Origin of the sequence: Streptomyces sp. A 4/2, from assembly GCF_940670765.1 — a bacterium.
Lineage (GTDB): Bacteria > Actinomycetota > Actinomycetes > Streptomycetales > Streptomycetaceae > Streptomyces.
Map to the genome: position 1 here is coordinate 23034 of NZ_CALNVW010000047.1, position 25157 is coordinate 48190.

The 25157-nt window shown below is 70.7% G+C and carries 20 protein-coding genes and 1 tRNA gene; 13 read left to right on the forward strand and 8 right to left on the reverse strand.

The window, feature by feature from the left end:
• Positions 1-115 precede the first annotated feature (115 nt).
• A complete protein-coding gene (locus NBY69_RS31540; RefSeq protein ID WP_250305362.1) occupies positions 116-1420 on the forward strand; it encodes a Fic family protein in 1305 nt (434 codons plus the stop codon).
• A gap of 816 nt (positions 1421-2236) precedes the next feature.
• On the opposite strand, the gene NBY69_RS31545 is transcribed toward NBY69_RS31540, so the two are convergent.
• The 3 genes from NBY69_RS31545 to NBY69_RS31555 form a co-directional block, all read right to left on the reverse strand.
• Positions 2237-2854, reverse strand: a complete 618-nt coding sequence (locus tag NBY69_RS31545; RefSeq protein ID WP_250305363.1) for a hypothetical protein — start codon at positions 2852-2854, stop codon at positions 2237-2239.
• Entirely contained in the window at positions 2854-3825 is a 972-nt protein-coding gene (locus NBY69_RS31550) for a ParA family protein (RefSeq protein ID WP_250305364.1), read from the reverse strand. Before NBY69_RS31550 ends, NBY69_RS31545 begins: the two co-directional genes overlap by 1 nt.
• 2196 nt (positions 3826-6021) lie before the next feature.
• Positions 6022-6750 carry an A24 family peptidase gene (locus NBY69_RS31555; RefSeq protein ID WP_250305365.1) on the reverse strand — a complete coding sequence of 243 codons (729 nt, stop codon included), beginning with the start codon at positions 6748-6750 and terminating at the stop codon, positions 6022-6024.
• A gap of 310 nt (positions 6751-7060) precedes the next feature.
• Between NBY69_RS31555 and NBY69_RS31560 the strand changes: the two genes are divergently transcribed.
• Together NBY69_RS31560 and NBY69_RS31565 are read left to right on the forward strand one after the other, a co-directional pair.
• On the forward strand, positions 7061-8581 hold the full coding sequence (locus NBY69_RS31560; protein ID WP_250305366.1) for a DUF2637 domain-containing protein: 1521 nt from the start codon (positions 7061-7063) through the stop codon (positions 8579-8581).
• A gap of 241 nt (positions 8582-8822) precedes the next feature.
• Entirely contained in the window at positions 8823-9773 is a 951-nt protein-coding gene (locus tag NBY69_RS31565) for a hypothetical protein (RefSeq protein ID WP_250305367.1), read from the forward strand.
• A 54-nt stretch (positions 9774-9827) separates the two neighbouring features.
• Here NBY69_RS31565 and NBY69_RS31570 read toward each other — a convergent pair whose 3' ends face one another.
• Both NBY69_RS31570 and NBY69_RS31575 read right to left on the reverse strand, forming a co-directional pair.
• Entirely contained in the window at positions 9828-11054 is a 1227-nt protein-coding gene (locus tag NBY69_RS31570) for a hypothetical protein (protein ID WP_250305368.1), read from the reverse strand.
• 73 nt (positions 11055-11127) lie between these two features.
• The gene (locus tag NBY69_RS31575) at positions 11128-11292 is read right to left on the reverse strand and encodes a hypothetical protein (protein ID WP_250305369.1); all 165 of its coding nucleotides are present in this window, start codon (positions 11290-11292) and stop codon (positions 11128-11130) included.
• 171 nt (positions 11293-11463) lie between these two features.
• On the opposite strand from NBY69_RS31575, the gene NBY69_RS31580 reads away from it, so the two are divergent.
• The 5 genes from NBY69_RS31580 (at position 11464) to NBY69_RS31600 (ending at position 16319) form a co-directional block, all read left to right on the forward strand.
• Positions 11464-11537: transfer RNA gene (locus tag NBY69_RS31580), tRNA-Met, on the forward strand.
• 135 nt (positions 11538-11672) lie between these two features.
• Positions 11673-12521: a hypothetical protein gene (locus tag NBY69_RS31585; protein WP_250305370.1), complete on the forward strand. Its 849-nt coding sequence runs from the start codon at positions 11673-11675 to the stop codon at positions 12519-12521.
• A 160-nt stretch (positions 12522-12681) separates the two neighbouring features.
• Positions 12682-13218, forward strand: a complete 537-nt coding sequence (locus NBY69_RS31590; RefSeq protein WP_250305371.1) for a hypothetical protein — start codon at positions 12682-12684, stop codon at positions 13216-13218.
• A 224-nt stretch (positions 13219-13442) separates the two neighbouring features.
• Positions 13443-15572 carry a hypothetical protein gene (locus NBY69_RS31595; RefSeq protein WP_250305372.1) on the forward strand — a complete coding sequence of 710 codons (2130 nt, stop codon included), beginning with the start codon at positions 13443-13445 and terminating at the stop codon, positions 15570-15572.
• A gap of 303 nt (positions 15573-15875) precedes the next feature.
• A complete protein-coding gene (locus NBY69_RS31600) occupies positions 15876-16319 on the forward strand; it encodes a hypothetical protein (protein ID WP_250305373.1) in 444 nt (147 codons plus the stop codon).
• 103 nt (positions 16320-16422) lie between these two features.
• Here NBY69_RS31600 and NBY69_RS31605 read toward each other — a convergent pair whose 3' ends face one another.
• Both NBY69_RS31605 and NBY69_RS31610 read right to left on the reverse strand, forming a co-directional pair.
• Positions 16423-17946, reverse strand: a complete 1524-nt coding sequence (locus NBY69_RS31605; protein ID WP_250305374.1) for a serine/threonine-protein kinase — start codon at positions 17944-17946, stop codon at positions 16423-16425.
• A 190-nt stretch (positions 17947-18136) separates the two neighbouring features.
• Positions 18137-18835, reverse strand: a complete 699-nt coding sequence (locus NBY69_RS31610) for a hypothetical protein (RefSeq protein ID WP_250305375.1) — start codon at positions 18833-18835, stop codon at positions 18137-18139.
• Positions 18836-19169: 334 nt separating this feature from the next.
• Between NBY69_RS31610 and NBY69_RS31615 the strand changes: the two genes are divergently transcribed.
• The 4 genes from NBY69_RS31615 to NBY69_RS31630 all read left to right on the forward strand — a co-directional run bounded on the left by NBY69_RS31615 (position 19170) and on the right by NBY69_RS31630 (position 23451).
• Positions 19170-20201 (forward strand): hypothetical protein, encoded by a 1032-nt coding sequence (locus NBY69_RS31615; RefSeq protein ID WP_250305376.1) that lies wholly within the window; start codon positions 19170-19172, stop codon positions 20199-20201.
• Positions 20202-20313: 112 nt separating this feature from the next.
• Positions 20314-21387 (forward strand): hypothetical protein, encoded by a 1074-nt coding sequence (locus tag NBY69_RS31620; RefSeq protein ID WP_250305377.1) that lies wholly within the window; start codon positions 20314-20316, stop codon positions 21385-21387.
• Between the two features lie 296 nt (positions 21388-21683).
• Positions 21684-22499, forward strand: coding sequence for a phosphotransferase family protein (locus tag NBY69_RS31625; RefSeq protein ID WP_250305378.1), 816 nt, complete (start codon positions 21684-21686; stop codon positions 22497-22499).
• A 151-nt stretch (positions 22500-22650) separates the two neighbouring features.
• A complete protein-coding gene (locus NBY69_RS31630) occupies positions 22651-23451 on the forward strand; it encodes a GDSL-type esterase/lipase family protein (RefSeq protein WP_250305379.1) in 801 nt (266 codons plus the stop codon).
• Positions 23452-23565: 114 nt separating this feature from the next.
• On the opposite strand, the gene NBY69_RS31635 is transcribed toward NBY69_RS31630, so the two are convergent.
• A complete protein-coding gene (locus NBY69_RS31635) occupies positions 23566-23871 on the reverse strand; it encodes a DUF6087 family protein (RefSeq protein ID WP_250305380.1) in 306 nt (101 codons plus the stop codon).
• Positions 23872-24087: 216 nt separating this feature from the next.
• Between NBY69_RS31635 and hemC the strand changes: the two genes are divergently transcribed.
• Positions 24088-25029 (forward strand): hydroxymethylbilane synthase, encoded by a 942-nt coding sequence (hemC, locus tag NBY69_RS31640; protein WP_250305381.1) that lies wholly within the window; start codon positions 24088-24090, stop codon positions 25027-25029.
• Positions 25030-25157 lie beyond the last annotated feature (128 nt).

Sequence of the window (25157 nt, forward strand, 5' to 3'; positions counted from 1 at the left end):
GGCCCGGGCCGTGACTGCTTTAGCCCCGGCACCCTTAAGCAACACACCAAACATCACGGGGAACACACTATCCTTAAACGGATCTCGCTGAGGCTGAACCTTTGGAGCGTGTCTGGTGGCAGGATATTCGGAGCAGCACTGGCAATCGGGGCCTGGCGCGACGGCCGGCCTGGAGGATCAGGCTGCCCGATCGTTCGGCGCGTACATGCCAGACATGCTTCAAGGCCGATCCATCGCGCTGTCCGCAGAACTAGGCGCCGAGGTGGCCGCGGTCGACAAGCTAGTCCGATCGTTCAACGACGCTGCTCCCACGAGCCCGCACCTGGAGTCGCTGGCCCGCTTCCTGCTTCGCTCGGAGGCCGTCGCCTCCTCTCGCATCGAAGGGGTCGTCGCATCAGCCCGAGCGGTCGCGCATCTGGAGATGATGCTCGCCATCCAGGCCACCGACGACCCGCGCGCTCACAAGGGGATCAGTGATGGTGCCCGTGAGGTGGTGAACAACGTCCTTGCTCTCCGGAAGGCGGTGTCGCTTCTCACCGAGACCCCGAGCGTTTCGGTTCAGGACATCAACGACCTCCAGGCCGCACTGATGGTCGACACCGAGCAGGGAGAGCTCTCGGGCGAACTTCGGCGAGTGCAGAACTGGGTCGGCGGCAACGCCTACAGTCCTCACGGAGCCGAGTACGTGCCACCGGCTCCAGGGGCAGTGGAAGAGCTTATGACTGATCTGGCGGCATTCGTCTCTGAGGATCACCCGCTCCCCCTAGTGCAAGCAGCCCTCGTCCACGCACAGTTCGAGACAATTCACCCCTACACCGACGGCAACGGCCGAACCGGTCGAGCGCTGATCCACACAGTGCTCGCTAGGCAGGGGTTGGCCGTCGGCCATGTCCTGCCGATCTCGATGTCCCTCCTCGCCCACGCACGGGAGTACATCGGCGGCCTGAACGCCTACCGCTATGTGGGTGAGTCAGACAGCCCCTCAGCGGCCGCCGGCAGAGAGGCATGGATTCGCGTCTTCCTCGCAGCAACTCGTGACGCCGTCGCCGAAGCTCGGCGGTTCACCGACGAGTTGGTCCAGATGCGGAAGACCTGGGACGCAAAGCTCGCAGCTCACAGGGCAAGCCTGGGCCGGCGAGGGCAGCCTCGGAAGGGCGCGGCAGTCGTCAGGCTGATGGAGCAACTTCCTGGAGTCCCGATCGTTACGGCAAGGGCAGCGCAGTCCCTTCTCGGGATCTCCTTCGTCTCAGCCTCAAGTGCCCTGGAAGAGCTGGCTGGTGCAGGGATTGTTCAGGTGAAGGAGGTCGAACGAGGCGCTCGGGCCTACCTCGGGACCGACGTGCTTGACCTGATCAATGGCGCGGAGCGCCGGCTGACCTATACGAAGTGGGAGCTGCCTGAGTTGGACGCCCACATCTGATTTCGGCGGTTGATCTCGACCGTACCGGAGGACGGCTAGCCCCCTGTGACCCTTTTCCTTTAACCGCGACGACCGCGCGTTAAAGGAAAGGGTCACACTGCGTAGTGGGCACACGCGGTGAGCGCCCAGTCCCACGTCCACCGCGTAGGCGATCCGACGCAAGCCCGCGCCCTCTCACGCCAAGGTTCCTGCCGCCGCCCGTCAACCTCGTCGGTGGCCCAGTGCAGGCCTTCCTGCCACTCCCAGGTCCCGCCCAGCGACACTCAGCATCCCGCAGGGGCTACCTGCACGCCCTGGACAGCCCCACCGCGCGTCTCACGTCGCTTCGAACTGGACGTGGATCCGCCGGGTTCCCGGCTCTGAGGCTCCAGGAGAAGACCCGCCGCATGGCTTTCGCGCGGTGCCGGGCTACGCGACCACCCGCGGTCCTCCTCGCTCAAAACGATCCCTCCCCCCGCAGAGGAGAGTGGGGTACCTCTGGAAAGCCCTGGCGGGCGGTGCCTTCGACCTTGGCGACCGAGAGCGCCTCCGGACCCGTCGGCCCTCCTCACGGTCGTCCATTCGCTCGCTCAGCGCGTGGCCCCGTCCACCTGACGGCGTATATGCCGCTCTTGGAAGACCGCCGTGCGGACATGGACGGGGTGGCCAGGAGGGCCGCGTCCATCACCGCGGAGATAGCCGCGTCGGCGTTCCTGAACCACCCCGGCTGACGTGGGTCTGCAACTGGTTGCGCTCGGGAAAAGCACGGGGGAGACCTCCGACTAGAGGGTCCTCCCCCGTAGCCGGGGTCTCCCCCGTGCCCTTCAAGCCATCACATCAGGCGGGCTTGTCCGCAGTACCAGGCAAGTGCCAGTTCAGGCTGATAGCGATCAGCTTCGAGCGATCAGGAACTCCGGCGACCTTGACGAGGCGCCGGAGCTCGTTGCGCTCCTCGGGCGTCATGCGCGTGTACACCGAGTTGCTTCCCACCCCCGCGTAGCGGGTCTGGCTCGCCCGGACCCCGAACCGTCGGGTCTTGGCCGGCGGGACCGCAGTCGCGACAACCGTCTTCCAGCCCTCCTTCTCAGCTGCCTCAACGGCCTCCCAGACGATTTCGAGGTTGGTGAGACCGGTCTTATTGCGGTAGGCCTTAAGACGACGGTCCACGGTGGGACTGACGTTGATGGTGACAGGCTTGTCGCCGGCTTCTGGCCCCTCTTCCGGCTCCTCTTCCGGCTCCTCGTCGATCGACTCAGGTACGTGAGGCCGCGAAGCCACGCGGACCGCAGCGCCGCCTCCCGCGAGGTCCTCGTCGGTCATCTCCTGGCGCTGCTCGGTACGACGCTCCGCGGACCGCGCGCCGCTGCGCCGGCCGGACAACGCCGCAACGTTGGGCACGTTGTAGGTGTCGTCGTCACCGGTTGCTTCGGCTTCGGCATTGGCGTTCTCAGTCATCAGGCGTCAGCTTCCTCTTCAATCGGACGCTCCATGATCGCCCGTACCTCCTGGGTTCGTTGGAGGATCTGTCGGCAGAGCGTCTCGTAGTCGTCGTACACGGACTGGATGGTGTCGGGCAGCTTCGCTCCGCCGGAGTACTGGTCGAAGAGCTCAACCAAGGGGTGCTCGTCGTCCCGGGACAGGCTCGCCACCAGCTCACTGTGCCCAATGACTCGGTCGAAGCCGTGATAGCCGCCCTTGAGGATCTTCCGAAGGTAGTCCGAAGCCTTCTTGTGGATCAGGGTCGAGTTGCGGCCGGTCGCGAACAAGATGATGCCCAGCATCGTGAGCAGCGGGTTGACTCTGCGCGCTTCATCGAAGTGCTTCTTGATTGTCAAGGTGCCGTCGAGGGAACCTCGGTCGGTCTTCGTCGACATGACCACCCAGCGGCTACACGCCAGACCCTGGCGCTGCATCACCGGGTTCTCCGGCGGGAGGTCGATCAGGATGAAGTCGTAGTCACCGGCGATCGGCAGAAGGCACTGGAGGAGCCTCAGGTCTGCGTTCTTGGTGAAGGCGGACCGCAGCCTCGGGTAGACGTCGGTGACGAACTCCTCGATCTTCGGACCGCCGACAATGAGGTCAAGGCCAGGGCGTACCGGAACCGGCTTGAGCGGCGTCCCCTTGCGCAAGGCTTCGACCAGAGCCTCGCCCTCGTCCAGATACTTCTTGTCGACGCCGAACTCGTGGATCGCCAGGTTTCCCTGACCGTTGATGTCGAGAGCCAGTATCCGGGGCTCCTGTCCCATCTTCTTCAGGTACCGCATCAGCATGAGCGCGAAGTTCGCCGTCACGCTGGTCTTGCCGCTGCCGCCCTTGTCGTTCGCGAAGACGTAGACATGCCAGAGGTCCTCCCAAGGGATGTCCAGAGGCTCATCCTTGTCATACTCAGCTAGAGCGAAGCTGTAGGGGAGTACATCCGTCGGCATTAGACTCCTCGCAGGTCAGGACATGGTTCGAGCATGGGAAGGCGGGCAGCGTGCAGGGCGTGAAGCAGAGCAGTGCGGCTGTCGCTGAACATGTTGCCACAACGATCTTCGGCATCGCAGGCAGCCGCGCAGATACCTCTCTCGGCGTCTCCGCTGGAGTGCCCCAGTGGTCGACACCTGCTTCGATGCTGAGCATCCCTCGGGTAGCGATCGCTTGGCACTCTTCAGGTCCAAGCGGTGGTGCACCTAGGTGCGAGCTGGAGGCTATCCCAAGCAGTGGTGCTGACAGGGCGCTTTCGGTCTGGGCAAGTGCCTCTCACCTGCGCAAACAAGCAGTCGGAACTACTTGCACAGCTACTTGCAGACCTACTTGCAAGCCCCTGATGTGTGATGGTGGTGCGAGATGCTGCACTACTGGGTGCATGCATGTAGGGGTGCGACAGTGCATGACATCGTGGCAGCTGTGCGTGTGGTCAGATGCTGAGCAGTTGGGGTGCTCGCAAGTAGGCACTGGTTGTGTGCCTAGGGTGTGTCATCCGAGGAGGGCTCGCTGGCACCTTTGTGGATCGCAGGCGGGTTTGCCGGTAGGTAAGCCGGGTGTGGTGCGACTGCGATGGCTTCGCTTGCAGCTAGGTGGCCTTCAAGTGCGCTGCTCAGAAGCTGGCCCTTTGGCGGGCCAACTCGCAAGCAAACTGAGAGGCCAGCTCGCTTGCGACCGGGATGGTCTTAACGGGGGTCGGTTGCGGAGACGATCAGCCGCCCAACGTGTAGACCGGCGGAAGTGCATTGGTGCTGGCTCTATTGCATTCCTCCGTGTCCGCTTTTCGCCGTGGCCTCAGGGCGGCGCCATGAGTGCATCCCCATGGCGGCAAGCGGCTTGCAACCAAGTAGACGCTGTTAGCAGCCAGATGACTGGCCTTCATGCTGGGCGGAATGTTGCCAAGTCGCATGGCGAACCAGTCGGCAATCTGTCGCTCAAGCTGCGGAGCTACCCGGGTGGTTTGGCGCAGTGCAAGTTGTCGCACGAAGTGGCGGGCGCGCTGGTCTGCCTGTCCCGTGGCTCGGCGAAAGGCTTTCAAGCTAGTCGCCAGGTCGTCCGCAGAAGTGGGCTGACGACTGACTCATTGGCCAGACCCGCGGCCGGCCCCTCGGTTTACCTCTGGGGCAGCCTCGCGGGTGGACTTCCAGGCGTCCTTCCGGTTGACCCTTCGCGCGGCCCCTGGCTTAGACTCCCGGCTAGTTCCGAAGGAGGCCTCTGGGATGGCCTCCTGGGTGGCCTTGCCGTTGGTTTGCGGGGAGGTATCCGGACCGGCCTTGCGAAGCGCCCCCCTTACCGCCATCAGACATACCATTCGAACGGTCCAGTGTGGTGCAAGTTGTTGGCCACGATGGCAGGCTCGCTGGTTTGTCTTTCGTGCGGCTCAAAGAAAGGCTTTCGAGTCGGTTATCAGGTCGTCCGCAGGGTCGGCCTCATGGCCGACTCACGGGTCGGTACCTCGGCGGGACTTGAGGTTGGCCGTCGGACCAGCCTGTTGAAGTGCCCTGTTTCCCGCCATCGGATATGCACAGAGTGATTCCTTTTGGTCGGCCCTCACATACGCCAGGAAGCACAGCATGAGAATGGCATCTCGATACGCTACATGGCGGTCTAGTGGAGAGGGCGGCACGCTCGCTCATTAGTGCACTTTCATGCTGGTGGACCAGTAGGCCAAAGGGTGTGCCGCGCGGTCACACCGCTAGATCACCAGCTTGCTGAGGACTTGGCGTGATAGGCGGCACACCACCTTGCAAGGTTCTCGCCGAGGGATAGACGCAGGGCCCGATTTATGCCTTTTGTGGGCATCTTGAGGGACGGGAAAAGGGCCCCTGACCTGCATGTATTCGCTGTGGCGGCCTATCTCGCCCTGGTGGCTCTAACTGCCCAGGCATCTCCTGATCGGCTGCTAGGGGGGCCATTCTGTCCCTTTGGGGATCTGCGCAGCGTCCAGAGAGGCTCGTCGGCGGAGTTCGAGGCGTCCTGAGCCGCATTTCACGGCACCCGGTCAGAACGGCAGTCGCTCAGCATTGGCGACCGGAGAGTTGCCGCTGGCGGAGTCGTGCTCCGGACCTATCCGTCGACGAGCCCGCAACGGTATGGGTCGCTCCCTGGAGCCTTCATGAGTCGATCGACCGCTGGGGCGGCAGCCTGCGTTCGAGTCAGGTGCTCATGATGGAGACAGCGAGTGCTCCGATGATCATGTACGGGCCGAAGGCCAAGCGGCTCTTCGTGGATGCGCGCCCGGTAAGGATCAGTGCGAGGCCGGTGACTGCGGCCAGGGCGAACCCGGCGAAGGTGCCCCAGAGTACGGAGGTCCAGCTTGACCAGCCGAGGAGTGCGCCGACGGCGGGTGCGAGTTTGACGTCGCCCATGCCCATGCCGGCGACGACGAGGACCAGGTAGACGGCGGTGACCACCGCCGCCGCGGTGAGGGTGCGCCAGATGCTGCCAGGATCTCCGGCCAGGGCGGCTCCGCCGAGCAGCAGGACGGTGCCGGCGGACGCGGGCAGGGTGAGGATGTCGGGGAGGCGGTGGACCTTGAGGTCGATGACCGTCAGGGCGGCTCCGCAGGCGAGGAGCCAGTACTGCGCGGCCCCGGCCCAGCCACTTGCTCCGGCGGCGGCGACGGCCGCGAAGGACGCCCCGGTGAGCAGTTCGGGCAGGCCGGCGGCCGGGCCGGTCTTCGAGCCGCAGGAGGGGCAGCGTCCCCTGGTCGCCTGAAGTCGGCCGCGGAGTCCGGGGGAGGGGTAGCTGTTGGCGCAGGAGGGGCACGCGGTCCGGTTCGGTTCGCCCCGGGGTACGGCGCGGGCGAAGATCAGCGGCCGGGCCGCTGCGCCTGCTGCGAGGCCGGCGAGGAGTGCGACGACGACGGTGACCATGGGCGGCATCGGAGCTCTCCAGGCGATCGGGGACGGTGATTCCAGCCAGCTGGTAGGCAGGTCTACTGAAGCGTAACGAAGGCGCCCAGCGGACCTACAGGCGGGCAAGATCGTGATCTTCAGTACAAATAGGCAGGTGGAACGGGGTAACGTGAGAAAAAGGGGGTGGTTCGTCGACCTCATCCCTCGTACCGTTCAAGGCCACCGGGGTGGCCTGAATGCGATGGGAGGTCGATCCGTGTCACACCCGAGGCGTTGATCGCACCTCTATGTGCGATGCGCGCCTGCGCACGGACTCGACGAGAGGGAAGTACGACCAATGACCGCTGGGTCGAGCAGCACCGTCCTCTGGCCGTCCATACCGCCCGCCCCCGCCCCGGCGCGCGCCCGGATGAAGTGGACGAGGGGACGCAAGGCGCTGTTCGGCGCGATCGGTGCGGGGTCGCTCGCGATCGCGACGGCCGGCTTCGTCGGCTCCTACACAGCGGTGCGGGCCCTGGCCGAGGAGAAAGGTTTCGGCTCGTTCGCCCCGGCGTTCCCCCTCGCGGTCGACCTGGGGATCGCGGTCCTGCTCGCCCTGGACCTGGCCCTGACCTCGGTCAACCTGAAGTACCCCCTACTGCGGTACATAGCCTGGCTGCTCACCGCGGCGACCATCTTCTTCAACGCGGCGTCCTCCTGGCCCGACGTCCTCGGCTCCGCGATGCACGCGACGATCCCAGTCCTGTTCATCGCCGTCACCGAAGCGATGCGCAACGCGATCGCGAAGGCGACGGACCTCGAGCTCGACCAGCACATGGACTCCATCCGGCTGTCCCGCTGGTTCCTGCAGCCGGTGGCGACCTTCTCCATCTGGCGGGACATGAAGCTCTGGGAGATCCGGTCGTACGCCCTGGCTCTGGAGCGCTACCAGGAGAAGATGCTGCTGAGGCAGGACTTGCGGGCGAAGTATGGGTGGGGCTGGCGGCGGAAGGCGGCCTCCGCCGAGCTGCGGCCGCTGCGCCAGGCCCGGCTTGGCATCGCGATCGACCGGAGCACGGTCGCCATCACGGCATCGGCTGAGCGGCAGCTTGACGAGGGGCCTGCCCCCGCGGCGGTTGAAGCGGCACCACCGGTCGCGGCCGCGCCCGCTGTGGAGGCGCCCGCCGCAGTTCCGCCGGTGAACGTCCCTGCTGTCGCCCCGCCTGCCGCAGTTCCGTCGGTGAACGTGCCCGCTGCCGTCCCGCCCGCGCCGCCGGTGAACGTTTCTGCTGTCGCCCCGCCTGAGTCGGCTCCCGAACCGGCTGCTTCGCCGGCCGCCGCTCCCGCAGCCCCGGCGCCCGCCCAGATGGTGGGCGACCCGCAAGGGGCCGAGGGGCACGCCCCGGCGGGAGCGCCTGAGGGGCCCGGTGTCGGCCAGGAGAAGGTGCCAGATCCCGAGCTGGAAGACGGGCAGCATCGCGGCGAGGCCTCGTACGCTCCGGAGCCGGAGGGTGACCCGACCCCGGAGCCGGGTGAGGCGAAGGACGAGGACGGCGACGAGGAGGATGACGAGGCGGCCGACACCGGAGCGGAGGAGCCCAAGGTCAACCTCGGCGTCGCCCCGCCCGGTGAGACGAAGGTCCAGCGGGCCGAGCGGATCTACCTGGCACATCAGGAGGCGGGAGTGGAGCTGACTAAGCCCAATCTCGCCCGGTGGGCCGGCTACCAGCAGGAGGGCTCGGGCCGCACCCAGTACAACAAGCTGGAGAAGAAGCACGGGCCCATCGTGGTCCGTGAGGGAGCGGACCAGCTGGACCTGGACTGGCGTGACCCGGCGGCGTCCGGCGAGGGCCTGCGGCCGGCCGAGCCGGTGAGCTGAGCCCGGGGGAGGCCGGCGCCCGAGCCCGCCTCTCTCCGGGCCGTAAACCGCGCATCCGGAGCGGACAGCGGGGCGCGGATCATGATGCATCCCGTTCGACGAACGGAGAGGCGGGCTGGTGTCGACGGGCCGCCCGCCCGGACGGCGGCCATCAAGGGTCGGACCAACCGCCCATCCCGCCCGCCCGGGTACCGGCGGCCGGGCGGCGACGCAGGCTCGGACGCCGCGGTTCACTGGAGGCATGGCGGATTACAGCGCTAGCCCCGCAAAGCGGGGCCGCCGGACGAAAGCCCAGGTCGAGGCCCTGCGGCTGGCGATCTGCGCGATCACGGAAGAGGCGCAGCCGTGCAGCGTCCGCCACGTGTACTACCTCGGCATCGGACTCCTCTGGGACAAGGACACCGGTCACTCCCGCAAGAACTACTCGCTGGTCGTCCGCGAGCTGGGCCACCTTCGCGAGGCTGGCCGGATGCCCTGGGAGTGGATCACCGACGGGACCCGCATGGCCCGGCAGGAGACGCAGTACGACACCCTCGACGACGCCCTTCAGCGCCACGCGGAGAGCTACCGGCGCAACCTGTGGGCCTCCCAGCGCCGCCGCGTCGAGGTATGGGTCGAGAGCGACTCGGTCGGGGGCGTGGTCGAGCCGGTCACCTCGGCGTGGGGCGTGGGCCTGTACTCCTGCCGGGGCCAGTCCAGCAAGACCTTCGTCTGGGAGGCCGCGCAGCAGTACGCACGGCAGGGCAAGCCGGTGACCGTGATCTTCTGCGGTGACTGGGACCCCACGGGCAGATGTGTACCTCGTTCCGTGGCCGCGCGGATGCAGCGCTACGGCAACGGCGAACTCGACCTGGACTTCCGGCAGATCGCCATTACCGCGGACGACGTCCGCTCCGGGCGTCTCGCCACCCACGACGTCAACACCCGCGACGTCAACTACGCCCGCTACCGCGAGGAGTGCCTGAGCGAAGGCCTCGACCCGAACATCTCGGTCGAGGTCGAGGCCCTGCGCCCCGGGTTGCTGCGGGAGCGGCTCTCCGGGGAGATCGAGGGCCTGGTGGACGACATCCGCCGGTGGAACATCGAGTCCAGGGCCGAGGAAGCCGACCGGGAGCTGCTGCGGGCCCTGCAAGGGGTGGCGAGGCGGATCGTCCGGGGAGAGCCGGCGGTCGAAGACGACCGAGACGAGTAGCCCCGGAGGCGCGGTAGGCCTACGGCGGCCTGGGCGGCCTGAGCCGCGGACGGGTCAGCGCATCAGGGCGGTGGCCTCGTCCAGGCGCTTTTGCAGCGTCGCCGCGGTGTCCGTCAGCTTGTCCTGCTCGGCCCGGAGCCTGGCGAGGGCCTGCCGCTCGGCGTGGCTGCGGTCCGCGGCCCGGGTGTACGCGGCGGCACGGCGCAGAAGAGCGATGTCGGGCCGCTGGGTGTAGTGGGTGGCCAGGGCGCGGACCACGGCCCACCAGCGGTGGTTGGTGGCCGCCGGGACGGGCTGGGTGGCGGCGGGGTCGGCCCGGGAGGCACGGGGGAGCGTCGGCGGGAAGGATGGGGTGATGGGCGTCGTGCTGGAGTGGTTCCAGCCCCCGCGCAGCCGGATGCCGTTGACGACAGGCTCGTCGCTGCGGGCGTCGTCGGCGCCGGTGCCGTACTGCACGCTGACGCCGGTGGGGACGGGGTGTGTGCTGTGCCGGTACGGGCCGATGACGACGCTGCCGGCCAGCCGGGGCCCGTCGACCCGGTAGGTGACGGTGCCGGGCGGTTGGTTGACCGCGGTCTCCCGCACCAGCGCCGTGCCGAGCGCCTGGCCGTGCTCGTCGGTGTACACGAGCCGCGTGACGTCGGCCGGCGGATCGGGCGGCGGTGGGGGAGCGGCGGCCAGCTCGTCCAGGCGCAGCAGGCGGTCTTGGTCCAGGCGCAGGCGTTCTCGGACGGCGTGGAGGTCGGCTTCGGCCGTGGCCAGGGCAGCGCGGGTGGTGCGGACTGCGGTGGGGGCTGCCCGGCGTGCGGCGGCCAGCACCAGGTCGCTGCGGTCGTCACGGGCCTGCCAGTGCTCAAGGACGGCCAGGACGACTTCCTCCAGGAGGTCCGCCGCGCGGTCGGGTACCCGCCTGGTCGCGTGGTGCTCGCCGAGGACGACGGCTTCCACGAGGACGGCGCGGGGGTCCGGGAGGCGGTCGGGGGTGAGGCAGGTCGCGGTTCCGTGCACGCGCACGCGGTGGACGACCGGTTCGTCCGGACGCGGCCGGTACGGGCGTACCGGTGGCTCGCCGTCGCCGAAGCTGACCCGCACACCCGCGGGAAGAAGTTCGTCGGCGACGGTGTACGGGCGGACCAGGAGGACTCCGCGAAGGTGGCGGGTGTGGACGGCGTAGCGCGCGGTGCCGGCCTGCGGGGAGGCGGTGGTCGACACGGACAGGACGCCGCCGCGGGGGAGGGGGAGCGTGATCTCTTCGGGCTCGGCCGGGGGCGGGGGAGGCACAGGTGATCTCCGGGAGGGGACGGGATCGGGGCCGTGGCCGGAGGTGGCATGGGCCCCGTATCGGGGGTGAGGCTCAGGAGTCGAGGAGGTGTTCGCCGTCGGCGAGGTCCTGGGCGGCTTCTCGGAGCCACTCGCGCTTCTCGCGGGCGCGTTCGGTTCCGTGGTGCAGTTCCTTGGGGTTGTGCCCGGGACAGCAGTAGTCCCGGCGCTTGCCCCGGCGGGTCATCATGACGGCCATGGTCACGCCTCATTGGGATGGGTGCGGGCTGGAGGGCCCATTCGAAAGGAGATTTGTAACAATACATGAAGTCACAGAATTAAGAAATACATGGAAGGGTGGAGGACCGTGCGCCGCCGGAAAAGCAGTGCAGAGCGCCGGACGCGATGCCGTAGAGTGACGGCATACCGACGCGGGGTGGAGCAGCTCGGTAGCTCGCTGGGCTCATAACCCAGAGGTCGCAGGTTCAAATCCTGTCCCCGCTACTTTCCAGTGGCCTCGGCGCATCCCCCCCGCGCCGGGGCCACTGCCGTTCCCCGGCGGGACGGGCGGACCTCCGCTCGGAGGCAAGCGGCCGAGGTGTCACGGGCCGGAGCCCCCGGGCCTTCACAATGGTGGGCGTGAACGACGGCGCGGGCAAGTACCAGAACAGGGCAGCAGCCCTGGCCTCAGGTGCCGTGGCGCTGCTCGTTCCCCCCGTCCCGACCCCCAGCCCCCGGCAGCGGCGGGAGCCTCCGGCCTCCGCCGCTCCAGCTGCTCCGGCCGGTACGCCTGCTTCCGCTGACATCGGCGGATCGGCTCGGCCGTCCGGCCGCCGTCCCGCGCGAAGCCGGGTCCGACACGGGCAGCCGTCCTGCGCCGACTACGGCTGCACCCGACCCGTCTGCGTGGCCGCCGCACGCAAGGCGCGCCGTGAGCGCGACCGGGAACGAGAGGCCGGCCGCCGCGGCCGAGTGGACGCCGGCCCCGCTGCCCAGTACGCCGCCGCCCTGCGCGAGCACGGCATGTCCGCGCAGGACATCGCCGGCGTCTCCGGCGTCTCCGTGACCTTGATCCGCCGCCTCCTCAAGCCGCCGCCGCTCCACCCTCCTCAGGTCTCCCAGGTCACCGCCGACGCAGTGCTGGGCGTGCCACTTCCTCCGAAGGAGCGCCCAGCTCCGCTGGCCGGCCGCGGCCAGGTCGACGCGGCCCCCGCCTCCGTCCTGCTCACCGAGCTCGCCGAACGGGGCTGGCCCGCCCGCCGTCTCGCCCAAGGGCTGTGCGTCAACCCCCATACCGTCGCCTCCATCCGCGACGGCAACTACGCACGCATCAGCATCTCCGTCGACCAGCGAATCCGCGCCCTGCACGCAGCACTGCTGCCCCTCGACCCCATCGCCGCCGGAGTGCGCCCCGGCGACGCCGCCCGGGTCCGCACCTGGGCGGAACGCCGCCGCGAGACGCCGCCCGCCGACCTGATCGCGGCATGATCGGCAAACACCACCGTGACCGGCAGGCCGCAGTGCGTGCAGCGGATGCCGACGTCGGTGACGGGAGCGCAGGCCACCTCCGGCCGTGACGCTCCCTCGATCGCGGCGTTCTGCGCGATAGCGGCCTCAAGGCCGTCCGAACGCTGGGAAGCTGGCCGGCATGAGCACCGATGCGATGCGGAATGCGATGCGGGACGGCTACTTCCACGGCCGGGTCGGAGAGGCCCCGCCGATGCCCGCCAAGGCGTCCGCGATGACGTTCTCCCTGGACGGGACCACGACGCTCGTCGGCCTGGCGGTACAGAGCCCGCCGCTGGAGGTCATGGGCCGCGACGGAGCCCACATGGGATCGCTCGAACTGCTCCAGATGGCAGGCTTCGTGGCCCTGGACGCCGACGTGGACGCAGCACTCGCAGCAGGACAGGGCTGGACCGTGACGTGCGACCCCCGGACGGGGCAGACCGACGTACGTACAGCCGACGGGGAGCTCTTCACCTCCGTGCCGATTCCCCTCCTGACAGGGGACGAAGGGGCCCGGTGGCGGGCCGAAGCGCTGGCCCAAGGCGCCCTGCCCGTGGTCACCGGGCCCGGGGTCGCCGTGGACCTGGCCACTGGGGGAGTGGAGATGGACCCCGACCAGACGCTCTGGCTGTTCGCGGACTTCAAGACCGACGGGGCAGGGAGCAAGAACGCCTGACCTGGTCACCGCCGCGTCACGGCGCCCGGGGCCGCCCGCGCGCCGTGCCCGGCACCCGAAGACCAGCCGACCGGCCATGGGCCGCGCCGAACCACCTCCACCGGGCCGCCGTCACACGGCGGCGAAGCCGGCCTTCCCACTGAGACCTCCGCCCGGCCGTCACACGAGGACGCCGTTCGACACCTCTATCGGATAGCACCCAGCCATCCGATGTGGAGGACCCGTTGTCCCACCGCGAAATCGCAGAACTCGCCCGCCGCGACATCAACACCCTGTACGAGCCGCACCCCGACCGCCCGGCCCCCGGCCCCAGCGCGCTGCGCTCCTGGGCCACCGGGGAGAGCGAGCACGACGCCCACCTCGAACTCGAGACGGTCACCGGGCCCGAGCTGATCCCCGTACCCGCCCGGGCCCAGATGGAAGGCGAGGCCCAGGTCTTCGCCGCTCTCCTTGGCGCCTACGGCCGTCACAGCCCCGCTGTCACCGGCGGCCCGTTCGGCATCGCCGGCGTCATCCCGCGTCCCGGAGAGCTCGTGATCCGCGTCGACGCCGAGCAGCTTCACCACTGGGCACAAGCCCTCGCCCACGCTCCCGCACCGGGCGGACGCGGCGTTCCCCACCTGCGCTGGGCCACCAGCGGTGAGGACATCCTGCTCACCCTGCCCGGCATGCGCATCGTCCTCGCCCACACCGGCCCGGACACCTGGCGCACCGCCCTGAGTACGCTCACCGCCCCGGGCGAAGACCACCACGCTCAGGCCCGGCTGCCCGAAGCCGGGACGCCGGCCCTTCCCACCGAGCACGAGCACCGCGACCACACCCTCGCCCACCTCGATGCCCTCGTACCGCAACTGTCGGCCACCCTGCGCCGCGTCGGCCTGCTGCGCACCGTGGCGGCACGCTGCGGAACCCTCGAACTGCTGGTCACCGAGCACGACGGCAGCCGCTACCTCGTCGACGCCTCGGGCAACTCGGCCAGCGTGATCCCGCTGTGGCAGTCCCTCTCGGCGCCGCTGGAGCTGTGGCCGGGCGCAGCCGAGGACAGCCCCACGCGGCGCGTCGACCCGCGTACAGCGGTGATCCGCGCCGCGCGGACCGGCGGGGACCCGTTCACCAAGCAGCCCTGGGACACGGACGCCGCGCAGGCCCTGTGCCGGCTGGCGGGCCTTCAACCGCACCCGCTGACCCTGCAAGCCGCCGAGGCGGCCCTGACCGCCGCGGAGAAGGTCCTGCCGGATCCCCGCTTCGCGTCGCTCTTCGACGGCGCGGGCTGGAGCGGCAACTGCCGGCGCCACGAGGAGGGCGGCACCGCGCACGAGCCCTACCGCCCCGCCCTGCCGCCCGGCGCCGAGGACTTCCTCGACCGCCAGGACGACGACCTGCGCTCCCTCGGCGAGCTCGTCCGCAGCGACGACCTGGACTGCGTCCGCGGCCCCGACGGCGAGCTGGAGATCGACCCCGCGGTCTGGGGCCTGGAGATCCAGGTCGAGCTGCTGGACTGGGCGCTCGCAGCCTCCACCGCCATCGGCCCGCCGCTCGACGAGACGACCCGGCAGTCCTCGCTGCGCGCACCCGCCGGAGTCCTGGACCTCGAACTCCACGACAGCGACGGAGCCCACAGCTACACGGTCCAGGTGATCTCCGGCGACTTCGCCGAGGAGGAGTACACCGTGGTGTGGGCGAACCAGCCCGCGCCCTCCGCCGGCGCCGCAGCCCTCATGGCCCAGCACGCGGCCATCGAAGCCGGCCCCGCCATGCGACACCGGCGCGACAGCCGCAAGCACCGGCTCCTCCTGCCCCAGGAGATCGCCGACACCGCCGAGCCGACCATCGCCGAGCTGCTCCTCGCATCCGACCCGCACCGCTGCCTGACCTTCGCCGGCATGGTGGAGGGCCTGATCCGCGTCTCGGGACGCCTCTTCACATCGTCGGGCCCCAGCGCGGGCCACTGGAAGCACTCGGACACACACCCTGAGGACACCCAGGACTACCTCAACTCCATGAGCGCGTACGTCAACGAGTGGTGCGGCATGCCCAGCACGCACGACGGCGAGGCCGCCAACACCGCCTCGGTGGACAGCGCCACCTACCGCCGGCACCTGGCCGCCCAGCGAGCGGCCTTCGACCCGTTCGTCACCTGCTACCTCGCCGCCGCCGAGGAGACCGACGAGGAGCTCGACCTGAACGAACGGCACCGCGCCGGCGTCACGGCACTACGCCAGGCCGACCTGGCTCTCCTCGCGGAGCACTACCCGTGGCCCGTCCCTCCGCGCCTGCTCGAACTGGTCGCCTCCATCCCGCTCGACCTCTACGAGGTCCGCGACTGGTACGAGGCGTTCTGCGAGACCGAGTAGGGGCCTTCCCCATGTAGGGGGACGCCTCGCCGTCATCCGAACAACTCCCGGGGGCGCCGAGAAGGAGGCGCGGCGGGGACCGGCACCTGGTCCCCGCCGCGACCGCCTGCTCGCACCGGCCCTCGCCGTTGAGGAAAGCGTGCTGGAGCCCCAACCGTTCCGGGTCCCCGTTGGCACCCTGGTCAGCGGCACGACGCCCGCACCGGGGGATCAGAGCTCGCCCGTCCAGCCGCTGACGTGGGGCTTGTCACAGCACCCGGCCGCAGTTGGAATCTGGCGGGAGTCGCACGGCATCATCGACGGGTGTTCGCCAAGCTCCGCCGCCGACCCGCCGCACCAGCCCCTTCCCCCGCTCCGCGCCCTGCGCTGACGGCAGATCCTGAGCTGCCGGCCCGGGCCGAACGTCTTCGCGCGGCGCTCCTTCGGGCCGGAGCCGACCTGGCCGAGCGAAGCGCTCCGGAACCGGCGTGGTTCTCCACCCTGCGTGCGGGCAACACCATCATCCTCAGCGAGCCTCAGCAGCAGGAGCTCACCGACCACCTGGTAGGCCTTGAAGCGGCCAACGCGCTTGATGACGCCGCCTGCGCCGAGGTCCTCGAGATGCTCGTCGTGCTCGGTGAGATGCGGGCCGAGGGCATGGTCCCCCATTGTTCCCCGACTTCGATGATCAAGGACTCCACCGCCGCCGGCCTGCGACAACTGGCTGCCTTCGCGCGCGAAGCCAACGAGGAGATCCAGCGCCGGTAGCACCTTCCGACGCCTGGGGGCGGGGTCGGCACCGGAGCGGTGAGACAGCAACCGCCGCGATGAGAAGGCCAGCCCGTTCGTCGCTGCAGCTGGCTGTGCGCGCTCACAGGTGCCGCGGGCGCGGGCGAGGTGAGGGCATCAGAGCCCCGACGGCCAGACTGCTCACCACCCAGGCACCGGCCCCGGCCGCGAGGGCGCCCGCGACCGGCCCGTGGATCGCGGAGGCGGTCAGCGCGTAGCCGACGGCGCCGCTGAGCAGCCCGGCGGTGGAGGCGAGTTCGGCCTCCGGTCCGCCTCGGCGCAGCAGCTGCTCGACCAGGGCCCGGACGCCGGCCGCGCCCGCCACGAGCACCGGCCCGGTCACCGTTGCGACCAGTACCGCCACCCACCAGGTCAGCGTGCTCCACCCCAGCAGCACCACCATCGTGACGGTGGCGATCAGCATCGCAGCGAACACCCCGACGACGCTGCCCTGCCCGCCCTGCTGGCCGTGGACGGCGTCGTGCCGCTCCTCCAGGCGCGAGCCGGCCGCGACGCAGCCGCCGGCCACCAGCCCCAGCACAGCGCTCACCGGGCCGGGGAGAGCCGTGAACATGGCCAGCTGGCCGCCGACCAGGACACCGGTCAGCGCTCCGGCCCGCCACGGTGCCGACCTCCTGGGCCCGGCGGCCGCGCGGTCGGCGGAGCCCGTGGAGACCTTCCTGACGACGGGCGGACGGGCTTGGGCCGCGCGCACCGTGGGCAGCCGGTCCACGGGCACCACGACGGTCTCGACCGGCACGGTGATCGGGGCGGTGGAGGCGCGCACGACGGTTGCCTGAAGGCGCCGGGCGACCTCCGCCGCGTCCGCGGGCCGCCGCTGCGGGTCTTTCTGCAGCAGCTCCGCCACCAGGTGCTCGAGCTCGGCGGACACCTCGGGCCGGTGGGAGCGAACCGGGGCCGGGGCCTGGTGCAGGTGCTGGGCCAGTACCGGCCACCCGCCGCCGGGGAACGGCGGCGCGCCGGTCAGCAGCTCGTACAGCAGGCACCCCAGCGAGTACAGGTCGCTGCGGGCGTCGATCACCGCATCGGCGCGGGCCTGCTCCGGGGACATGTACGACGGGGTGCCGATCACCGCTCCGGTCCCGGTGAGGGGATGGCCGACCGCGTCGGTCCGGCGCGCGATCCCGAAGTCGCAGACCTTCACCCGCCCGTCGGCGGTGATCAGGATGTTCGCGGGCTTGATGTCACGGTGCACCAGGCCGGCGGTGTGGGCGGCCTGCAGGCCGCGGCAGATCTGCTGCCCCCAGGCCACGACGTCGCCGACCGTCGGCAGGCCTTCGGCCAGGAGCCGGCTGAGCGGCTGCCCGTCGACCAGTTCCATCACCAGGTAGACGACCCGGCGCCCGGCCAGAGGGGCCTCGCCGACGTCGTGGACGGCCACGACGTGCGGATCGCACAGGGCGGCCGCGGCCCGGGCCTCGCCCTCCAGGCGCCGGAGCAGTTCCTCGTCCTCGGGGTGCAGGAGGACCTTGAGCGCCACCGGGCGGTCGAGCCGCTCGTCCACGGCCCGCCAGACCTCGCCCATCCCGCCGGCGCCGAGGAGGTCGACCACCCGGTACCGGCCCGCCACCGTGGTGCCGCGCATGATGTCCTCCTCCCGGCCGGCCCCGCAGGGCGGTCCGCACTGCGCCGGCTCCGTGCCGGCGTCCGGGCGAGCCTACGAAAACAACTCCGCGGCCCCGCCCGGACCAGAAGCGGGGCACCCCCGGGGGGAGGCCGTGACGACGGTGCCGGCCGCTCCCGGGCACCGCGCCGGGCAGCGGCCGGCACCGTCGTCACGGGCGCTTGGCCAGCAGCGCCGACACCTCGCTGTGATGCTGGATGAAGGCGGCCAGCTCGGGGCCCAGCAGCCCGGCGACCCACGCCAGGTCGCCCATCCGGCGGGTGAGCGGCGCGGCCAGCAGCGGCTCCCAGTGCGCGGCCCGGTTGCGCAGCCCGTGGAGGTCGCCGATCTTCCGGTCGACCTGGCCGCGGTTGGTCCCCGGCGGGAAGGCCCGGTGCAGGTGCGGCACCCACAGGGTCTTCTCGTGCGCGGAGGACGACAGGTAGCGCCACAGCCCCAGCGACAGGTCGGCGATGATCTTCCCCGGCGGGGCCTGCATTCCGTACCGGCTACGGGCCGCGTCGATCGCCCGGCGGGGCTTGTCGTTGATGTCGACCTGCCGCGGGCCGCGGGGGCCGCCCCGCTTGGTACGCATCAGCGGGGCCCGCAGCGGGCTGGCCGGATCGTCGAGCCAGTGCCCCGCCCCCGACCAGGTCGCGTCCAGCGCGGCGGCGTAGGCGTTGCGCAGCGCGACCTCCAAGTGGCCGAGGTCGTGCAGGACCGCGCACGACAGCTCGCTGTTCCACCGGTAGAGCTCCAGCGCCCGGGTGCGGTCGCCGCCGGCCTCGTTCAGGTACACCCCGTAGCGGGCCGGGCTCAGCCAGGCCTCCACCCACGGGCCGGCTCCGGGGGCCGGGGAAGCGTGCGTCACGTTGTTCCTCCTTCGGATTCGGGTATAGTCATGGGTGAGAAGCCCCGGTGGACCGCTGATCCTCGTGATCATGTCGCCGGGGCTAAGACGTTTCCGGGCCCGGACCGCCTCTGCCGCACGAGCCGCCGCCAAGGACTCCGGGACCCCTGTGAAGCGGGGCCGCGGGTGCGACGGCGGAGCTCGTACACACCATGAGACCCCTTCGGGACGCCCCTCCCGCTACACTGGCACCACGGATTGATCCTCATGTGTCGACACCATGACTGGATAGATGGATGACGATGAGCACAACATACGGATCAAAACGTGGCGATCAAAAGGTGAGAACTCGTCGGTGAACCGCTCCGCAGCTGCTACCGCCAAGGTCCAGGCCCGCCTCGACGCGCTCACCACGCTGCGCACCAGCGGAGCCCTGGCCGCCGTCACCACCGCCAGCGAAGAGCTGTTCGCCCGCGGCCGTACCCCCGCCGCAGTCCGGCTCCGCCGCACCTACCTCCGGCACGACACCCCTCGCTTCGTCGACCGGGAGCGCAACGGACTGCCCCGCGCCGACCAGCCCCCTGCGGCCCGCCTGATCGCCCCGCGCGGCATCGCCGGCCGCCTCCACCTGGTCCTGCTGTTCGCCGCCCACTGCCAGGCCGCCCCCGGCCACCAGTGGGCCAACCGCATCCCCATCGAGCCCGACAGCACCCAGCCCTACTCCTGGATGTCCCTGATCGGCGCGCACGCCCGCCACACCCCCGGCGGCCGGCGGATCGCCAGCCCTCGCGTCAACAAGGCCCGCCAGATCACCGAGGCCATCAAGAAGCTGCACGAGCACCAGCTGCTCGAACTCCCCAACGCCGGGACCTCCCGGCCCTTCCGCGACTTCCAGCTGCTGTGCGACAGCGGCGCCAGCACCACCGCCGCCCCCATCCCGTACAAGGTCCCCCGCCCCGCGCTGCCCGGCGTCAACGTGCCGATCGAGTTCTTCACCCGCGGCTGGGTCAACCTGCTGACCCCCAGCGAGATCGTCACCTACCTCATGTGGCTCGACATCAACCAGAACCCCGTCCACGCCGAGCCGTACGTCACCGGCGCCGAGCGCGCCGGCCACTTCGGACTCGGCCGCGACGCCTACGAGACCCACCGCCAACTCGAGGCCTTCGGACTCATCGACGTCGAAGCAGCCATCGGCCGCTACGACGACGGCAAGTACGCCGACTACGGCACCGACGCCGGCCGCCCGATCTGCCACCGCGCCACCCTCACCCCCGACGGCATCACTCGCGACGCGGCCACCGTGATCGAGCCCGTGCTGCGCGCCTTCGCTGCCCACGGAGCCTGGGCCCGACCTCTGAACCTCCGCACAGCCGGCGGATCCTGACAGGTCCCGGCGCCCCGCGCCCGCAACGGACCGCGCCGGGAGTGACGAAGACCAGCCCTCGCCGAGGGCGACCATCGCGGTCAGCGTGCCGCACCGGACGTAAGGACTCACCGTGCCCCAGCGACCCCACCCTGAGGGTCCGGCAGACCCGATCGACGAGGTCTCGCGGCTCCTGGCCTCGGCCGCCGAGCCGATGAACTCCATGATCCTCCTGGACGGCCCGCCGCTCTCCGGCGTCTCGCGGGCCGCGTACGAGGGCCTGCAGCGCGCCCTCCCGCAGGCCAAATTCGCCCAGTTCACCGCCCTCGATCTCGCCCGAGTCGCCGTACAGCCCAACTTCACCAGCCGGTTCAGCGCAGGCAGCCGCTACGTCCTGTGGCTCGACGGCCTCACCCCGGCCGACCTCGTGCTGTTGGGCAGCGGCGTGCTGGACAAGACCCTCCCGCATGCCGTGGTGCTGGCCAGCGTGGACACCGCCTGGCGCGGCCGTCTCCTTGCGGACACCTCGCCCGCCACCGCCCCCGCGCGGACGGTGCTGCTCGAGTACGCGCACCGCATCAAGGTGCCCTTCACCCTGACCGCCCGCGAGCGCAGCTATCTCCGTGAGAAGGGCTACCCCGTCAGCAAGGGCCTCGCCGAGTCCCTCGTCGGCGGCGAGAACCTGGTCAGGCACTACCACCAGGCTGCCCGCAGCGCCCCCGAAGGACATCTCCTCGTGCAGGCGGCCATCGACGTACGGCGCTGTGGTATCCACCGCCCCCTCGGCGAGGACGAGTTGTACCGCCTCTGGTGCGCCCGGGGAAGCCACGAGGACTCCCGGCTCCTGTTCGAGCGCGCGCTCGACTGGGCCGGCGCTGTCCCCGACGGGGCCTCGACAGGCCTGCTCTCTCGCGCCGCCGGTGGTGCGTCGCCCGACTGGCGGGTACTCGCATACGCGGCAGGCGCCGACGAGGGGAACCACGGACACAAGCCCCGTCCGCTCGGCGCCCGGGAGTGGAACGAGGTCTCACAGCAGCTGCCGGAGCCGGGGGACCAGTTCAACCTCGGCATCGCCGCCCACCTGCACGGCCGCAGCGACACGGCGACCACCGTCCTCGCGCAGGCCGCCCGGGCTGCAGGCTCGGGCCACCCGGCCGCAGACGCGGCGGCGACCGCTCTGCACCACCTCCGAGCCGGGACCGAGTGAGCACGCGGCCTGGACGGCCGCGGCTGGGTCCACCGCCTTGCACTGTCCCTGCGCGCCGACGGCCAGCCGCGGACACGATCCGGCCAATCCGGGCAACGCATGGGCGAGACGTTGAAGCCAGCGGTACGTTCCCGGCATGACGACGACGTTCCCCGAGCTCAGGCGCCCGTCACCCGGGCCCACGTCCAAGCCGCCGCCGGGCGGGCCGTCCACCGGGCCCCCGACCCGACCGGACAAGAACCCCCCGTTCCCGCCGAACAACCCCCAGCCGCCCAAGCCCGGGAGCTGACGGCTCCGTGTACGTGGAGCGGCTGACGTTCGACGAGTTGCCCACTGCGACCCGTGCCGCGATCGAGGCACGGGTCGGCGAGGACTTCCCGCGGGTCGAGGTGGAGAACGGGACCAGTGCGGCGCTCGCCTGCTGGGCCTGGCCGACGACGGGCTCCGAGATGGTGTTCCTGAAGGGGCTGCCGGTACGGCACGAGCGGATCGGTCAGCTGCGGGCCGAGGTCGCGGTGGCCCCCTTCCTTCCGCAGAGCGCGCCGAAGTTGCTGTGGTGCGAGGAGGCTGGCGGCTGGCTCGTGCTGTGCTTCCAAGGGCTCGACGCGTCGGCCTGGACGTACTTCGGTGACGACAGCGAGCACCTGGACGCCGTCGCCGCAGTTCTGCGCGAGCTGAGCCTGCGGGCCGCACCCGAGGTCGTGCGACGTACGGCCTGGGACAAGTGGGGGGAGTACTGCGACCCGTCCGACGAACCCCTCCTGACCGGCGACCGTCTCGCGCACTCCGATCCTGCGGCCGTGAACTTCATGACCGAGCGCGATGGCCGGGTGTGGCTCGTCGACTGGGCGTGGGCGATGCGCGCCCCCGCCTGGCTGGACACGGCACTGTGGGGCTTCCGGCTGGTCCTGGACGGCAGACAGACCGCCGAGCAGGCCGCGCGCTGGTGCGCGAAGGTGCCCGCCTTCACGGCGGCCTCACGGGAGGCCGTAGCCGTCCTGGCCGAAGCGGAGGCCCGGTGGTGGGAGGCGTGGCAGCAGTACGGGACAGAGGACCTGGAGCGCACGGTCACCGCGGCGCGGACCTGGGCCCGGTACTGGGCGTCCCCGTAGTCCAGAGCGAGGCCCGGACGTCCCCGGCCGACGCCTGGGAGAACCGGCACCGTCGTGAGGAGGCGACGCCGCCACGTTCGGGGAACGCCCCCATACGCTGGGCCGCCCTGTCCTAGCCTGGTGATCGTCCGGACTTCGGGGGTGGAAGATCATGCATGAACAGCGACCAGACCAGGTCATGCCGACCGGTGCCGGCCAGCGCCCCCGAACCCTGTCCGTGGGCTTCTTCGGCACCTCGATCATGGAGCACCTGGAGGCGTTCAACGCGCAGATGGCCAACCAGGCCGCCCTGCCCGCAGTCGGTTCCAGGATCACCGTCGAGGGGTGGCGCCGGCGCGGCTGGGTCCACCGCCTTGCCCTGTCCCTGCGCGCCGCCTGGCCCCACGTCGGCTTCGACATCCGCAACCACGGGCTGGGCGGCGCCACGAGCCGCGACATCGCCGGCATCGTCGAACGCGACCTGGCCACCGGCGCCGACTACGACCTCGTCTTCCTCGGCTGTGGCATCAACGACGTGTGGCGGCGCTTCCAGAACCGGCTGCCGGAGGCGGTCGACCTCGACGAGTACGCCCAGCACCTCGAAGCGATGCTCGGCGGCCTCGGCGGCCCCGCCCGGACAACCATCGTCATGTCCGAGACGCCGTTCGGCCCTGTCGAGAGCCCCGGCACCGTGGCCGCGATGAACGCCGAACTCGCCCGCTACAACGAGGCCGCCCGCGCGGCCGCCGCCACGAACGGCGCGCTGTTCCTGGACGTGTGGGCCCCCTTCACCGCCGCCGCCCGGCACCTCACACCCGCCGACGGCGACGACCCGGCCGGCCTGTGGAGCGACGGGGTACACCTGACCGAGCTGGGCGACACCCTGCTGCTCCAGCAGGCCGAACGGCTCCTCGCCGAGCACCGGATCATCGACAGGCTCCTCATCTCCCGCCCGGACCGAGGCACCGCGTAGACCGGCCGGCATGTCCGGCGCCGCCGGCCAGGACGCGTCCGCCGGCCCGGGCAGCACGCCGTCGGCCGGAAGGGCGACCACTCCTCCCGCTCGGTGGCCGGGGCCGCCGTCGGGTCAGGTGGGGATCTTCCGGTGCCGTCCGGTCCCCGGCCCCAGCGGGTTGAACCCGGGCACCGGCACCGCCACGGCTGCGTCGAGCGCGGAGACGGCGCGGCAAGCGGCGGAGTAGTCGTCGGCCACGGAGACGGGCTGCCAGCTGTGCCCGTCCCACTCCTCGACGATCCGCGGAGCCTGCGGATCGACGTGCGAGCCCCGGCTCGGACCCGCTTGCAGACTGACGACGTGGCGCTCGCCGATCGGACGGCGCCTCGCCTCCCGGCGCGCGTACCAGGCGCTCAAGGGCTCCTCGTCGTCTGGCATCCCTACTCCCAACGTCTCGCTCGCTTCATCTGAACCGCGCCACGGACCCTACCGAAGGCCCACGCCAGCCGGCCATCGAGCACCTGTTCCCCAATCCGCCAGAAGCGCCAACACCCATGACGCACAGGTGCGTTGTCCCCGACGCGCTGTCGGAAAGCGCCACCGCTCCGGCCGGGTACCGTGGAGCTCACGTCTCGTCAGATTCCGGGAGCCGGTGTGCCCATCCTTGTCGGTTCGCGGGGCAGCGAACTCGCCCGTACCCAGGTCCGCCAGTACCTGGAGCTGCTCGCCCCGCTCTGCCCCGGCGTCGAGTTCAAGCGCCGGGTGATCACGGAGGCAGGCGACCGCGACCGCGTCTCACTGCTTGCCGACGTCGCCGGGCGCAGTGCGGGAGGCGCGTTCTCCAGCCGCCTGGAGGCGGCCCTGGCCGCCGGCGAGATCGACGTCGCGGTCCACTCCCTGAAAGACCTGCCGACCAGCATGCCGGAAGGCCTGGTGCTGCTGGCCCCGCCAGGGCGGGAGGCGGTGGAAGACGCCCTGTGCGGCTCGACGCTGGCCGAGTTGCCGCACGGGGCCCGGGTCGGTACCGGAGCCCCCCGCCGGGCCGCGCTGCTGCGGGCGGTGCGGCCGGACCTGGAGCTGGTGCCGATCCGGGGCAACGTCCCCGGGCGGCTGGCGGCGCTGAAGGGAAGGAACCGGGTGCACGCCGTGGTCCTCGCGGTCGCGGGCCTGCGACGGCTGGGCCTGGAGGAGCACATCACCGAGGTGCTGCCACTGGACCGGTTCCCCGCCTCGCCCGGCCAGGGCGCTCTGGGTATCCAGATCCGCAGCGACCAGCAGGAGTTGCGGACGCTGCTGGAACGGGCGGCCGACCATACGGTCCACGCGGCGGTCCGGGCCGAGCGGAGCATGCTCGCCGAACTCCACGGCGGGTGCAGCGTCCCAGTGGGCGCCTACGTGACCCATGAGCCGGAAGGCCAGCTGCGCCTCACCGGGCAGGTCGTGTCCCTGGACGGAGCCGTTCGGCTCACCGCCGCCTCCACCGGCCGTGCCGACGAGCCGGAGAAGCTCGGCGCGGCGGTCGCACTGGACCTCCTCGACCAGGGGGCACGGACCATCCTCGCGGAGATCCGCCCTGCGGCTGTTGGCGCACGGTAGGCCGCCCCGGGAGCAGCGTGCCGCGGTTCCGGCACGCCGCCGGGAAGCTCTGGCGGGTCAGGGGTGCGGGTCGGTCTCAGAAGGCCGTGCGGATGTCGCTGCGCGGGTCCCCGGTCACCAGCCGGTCC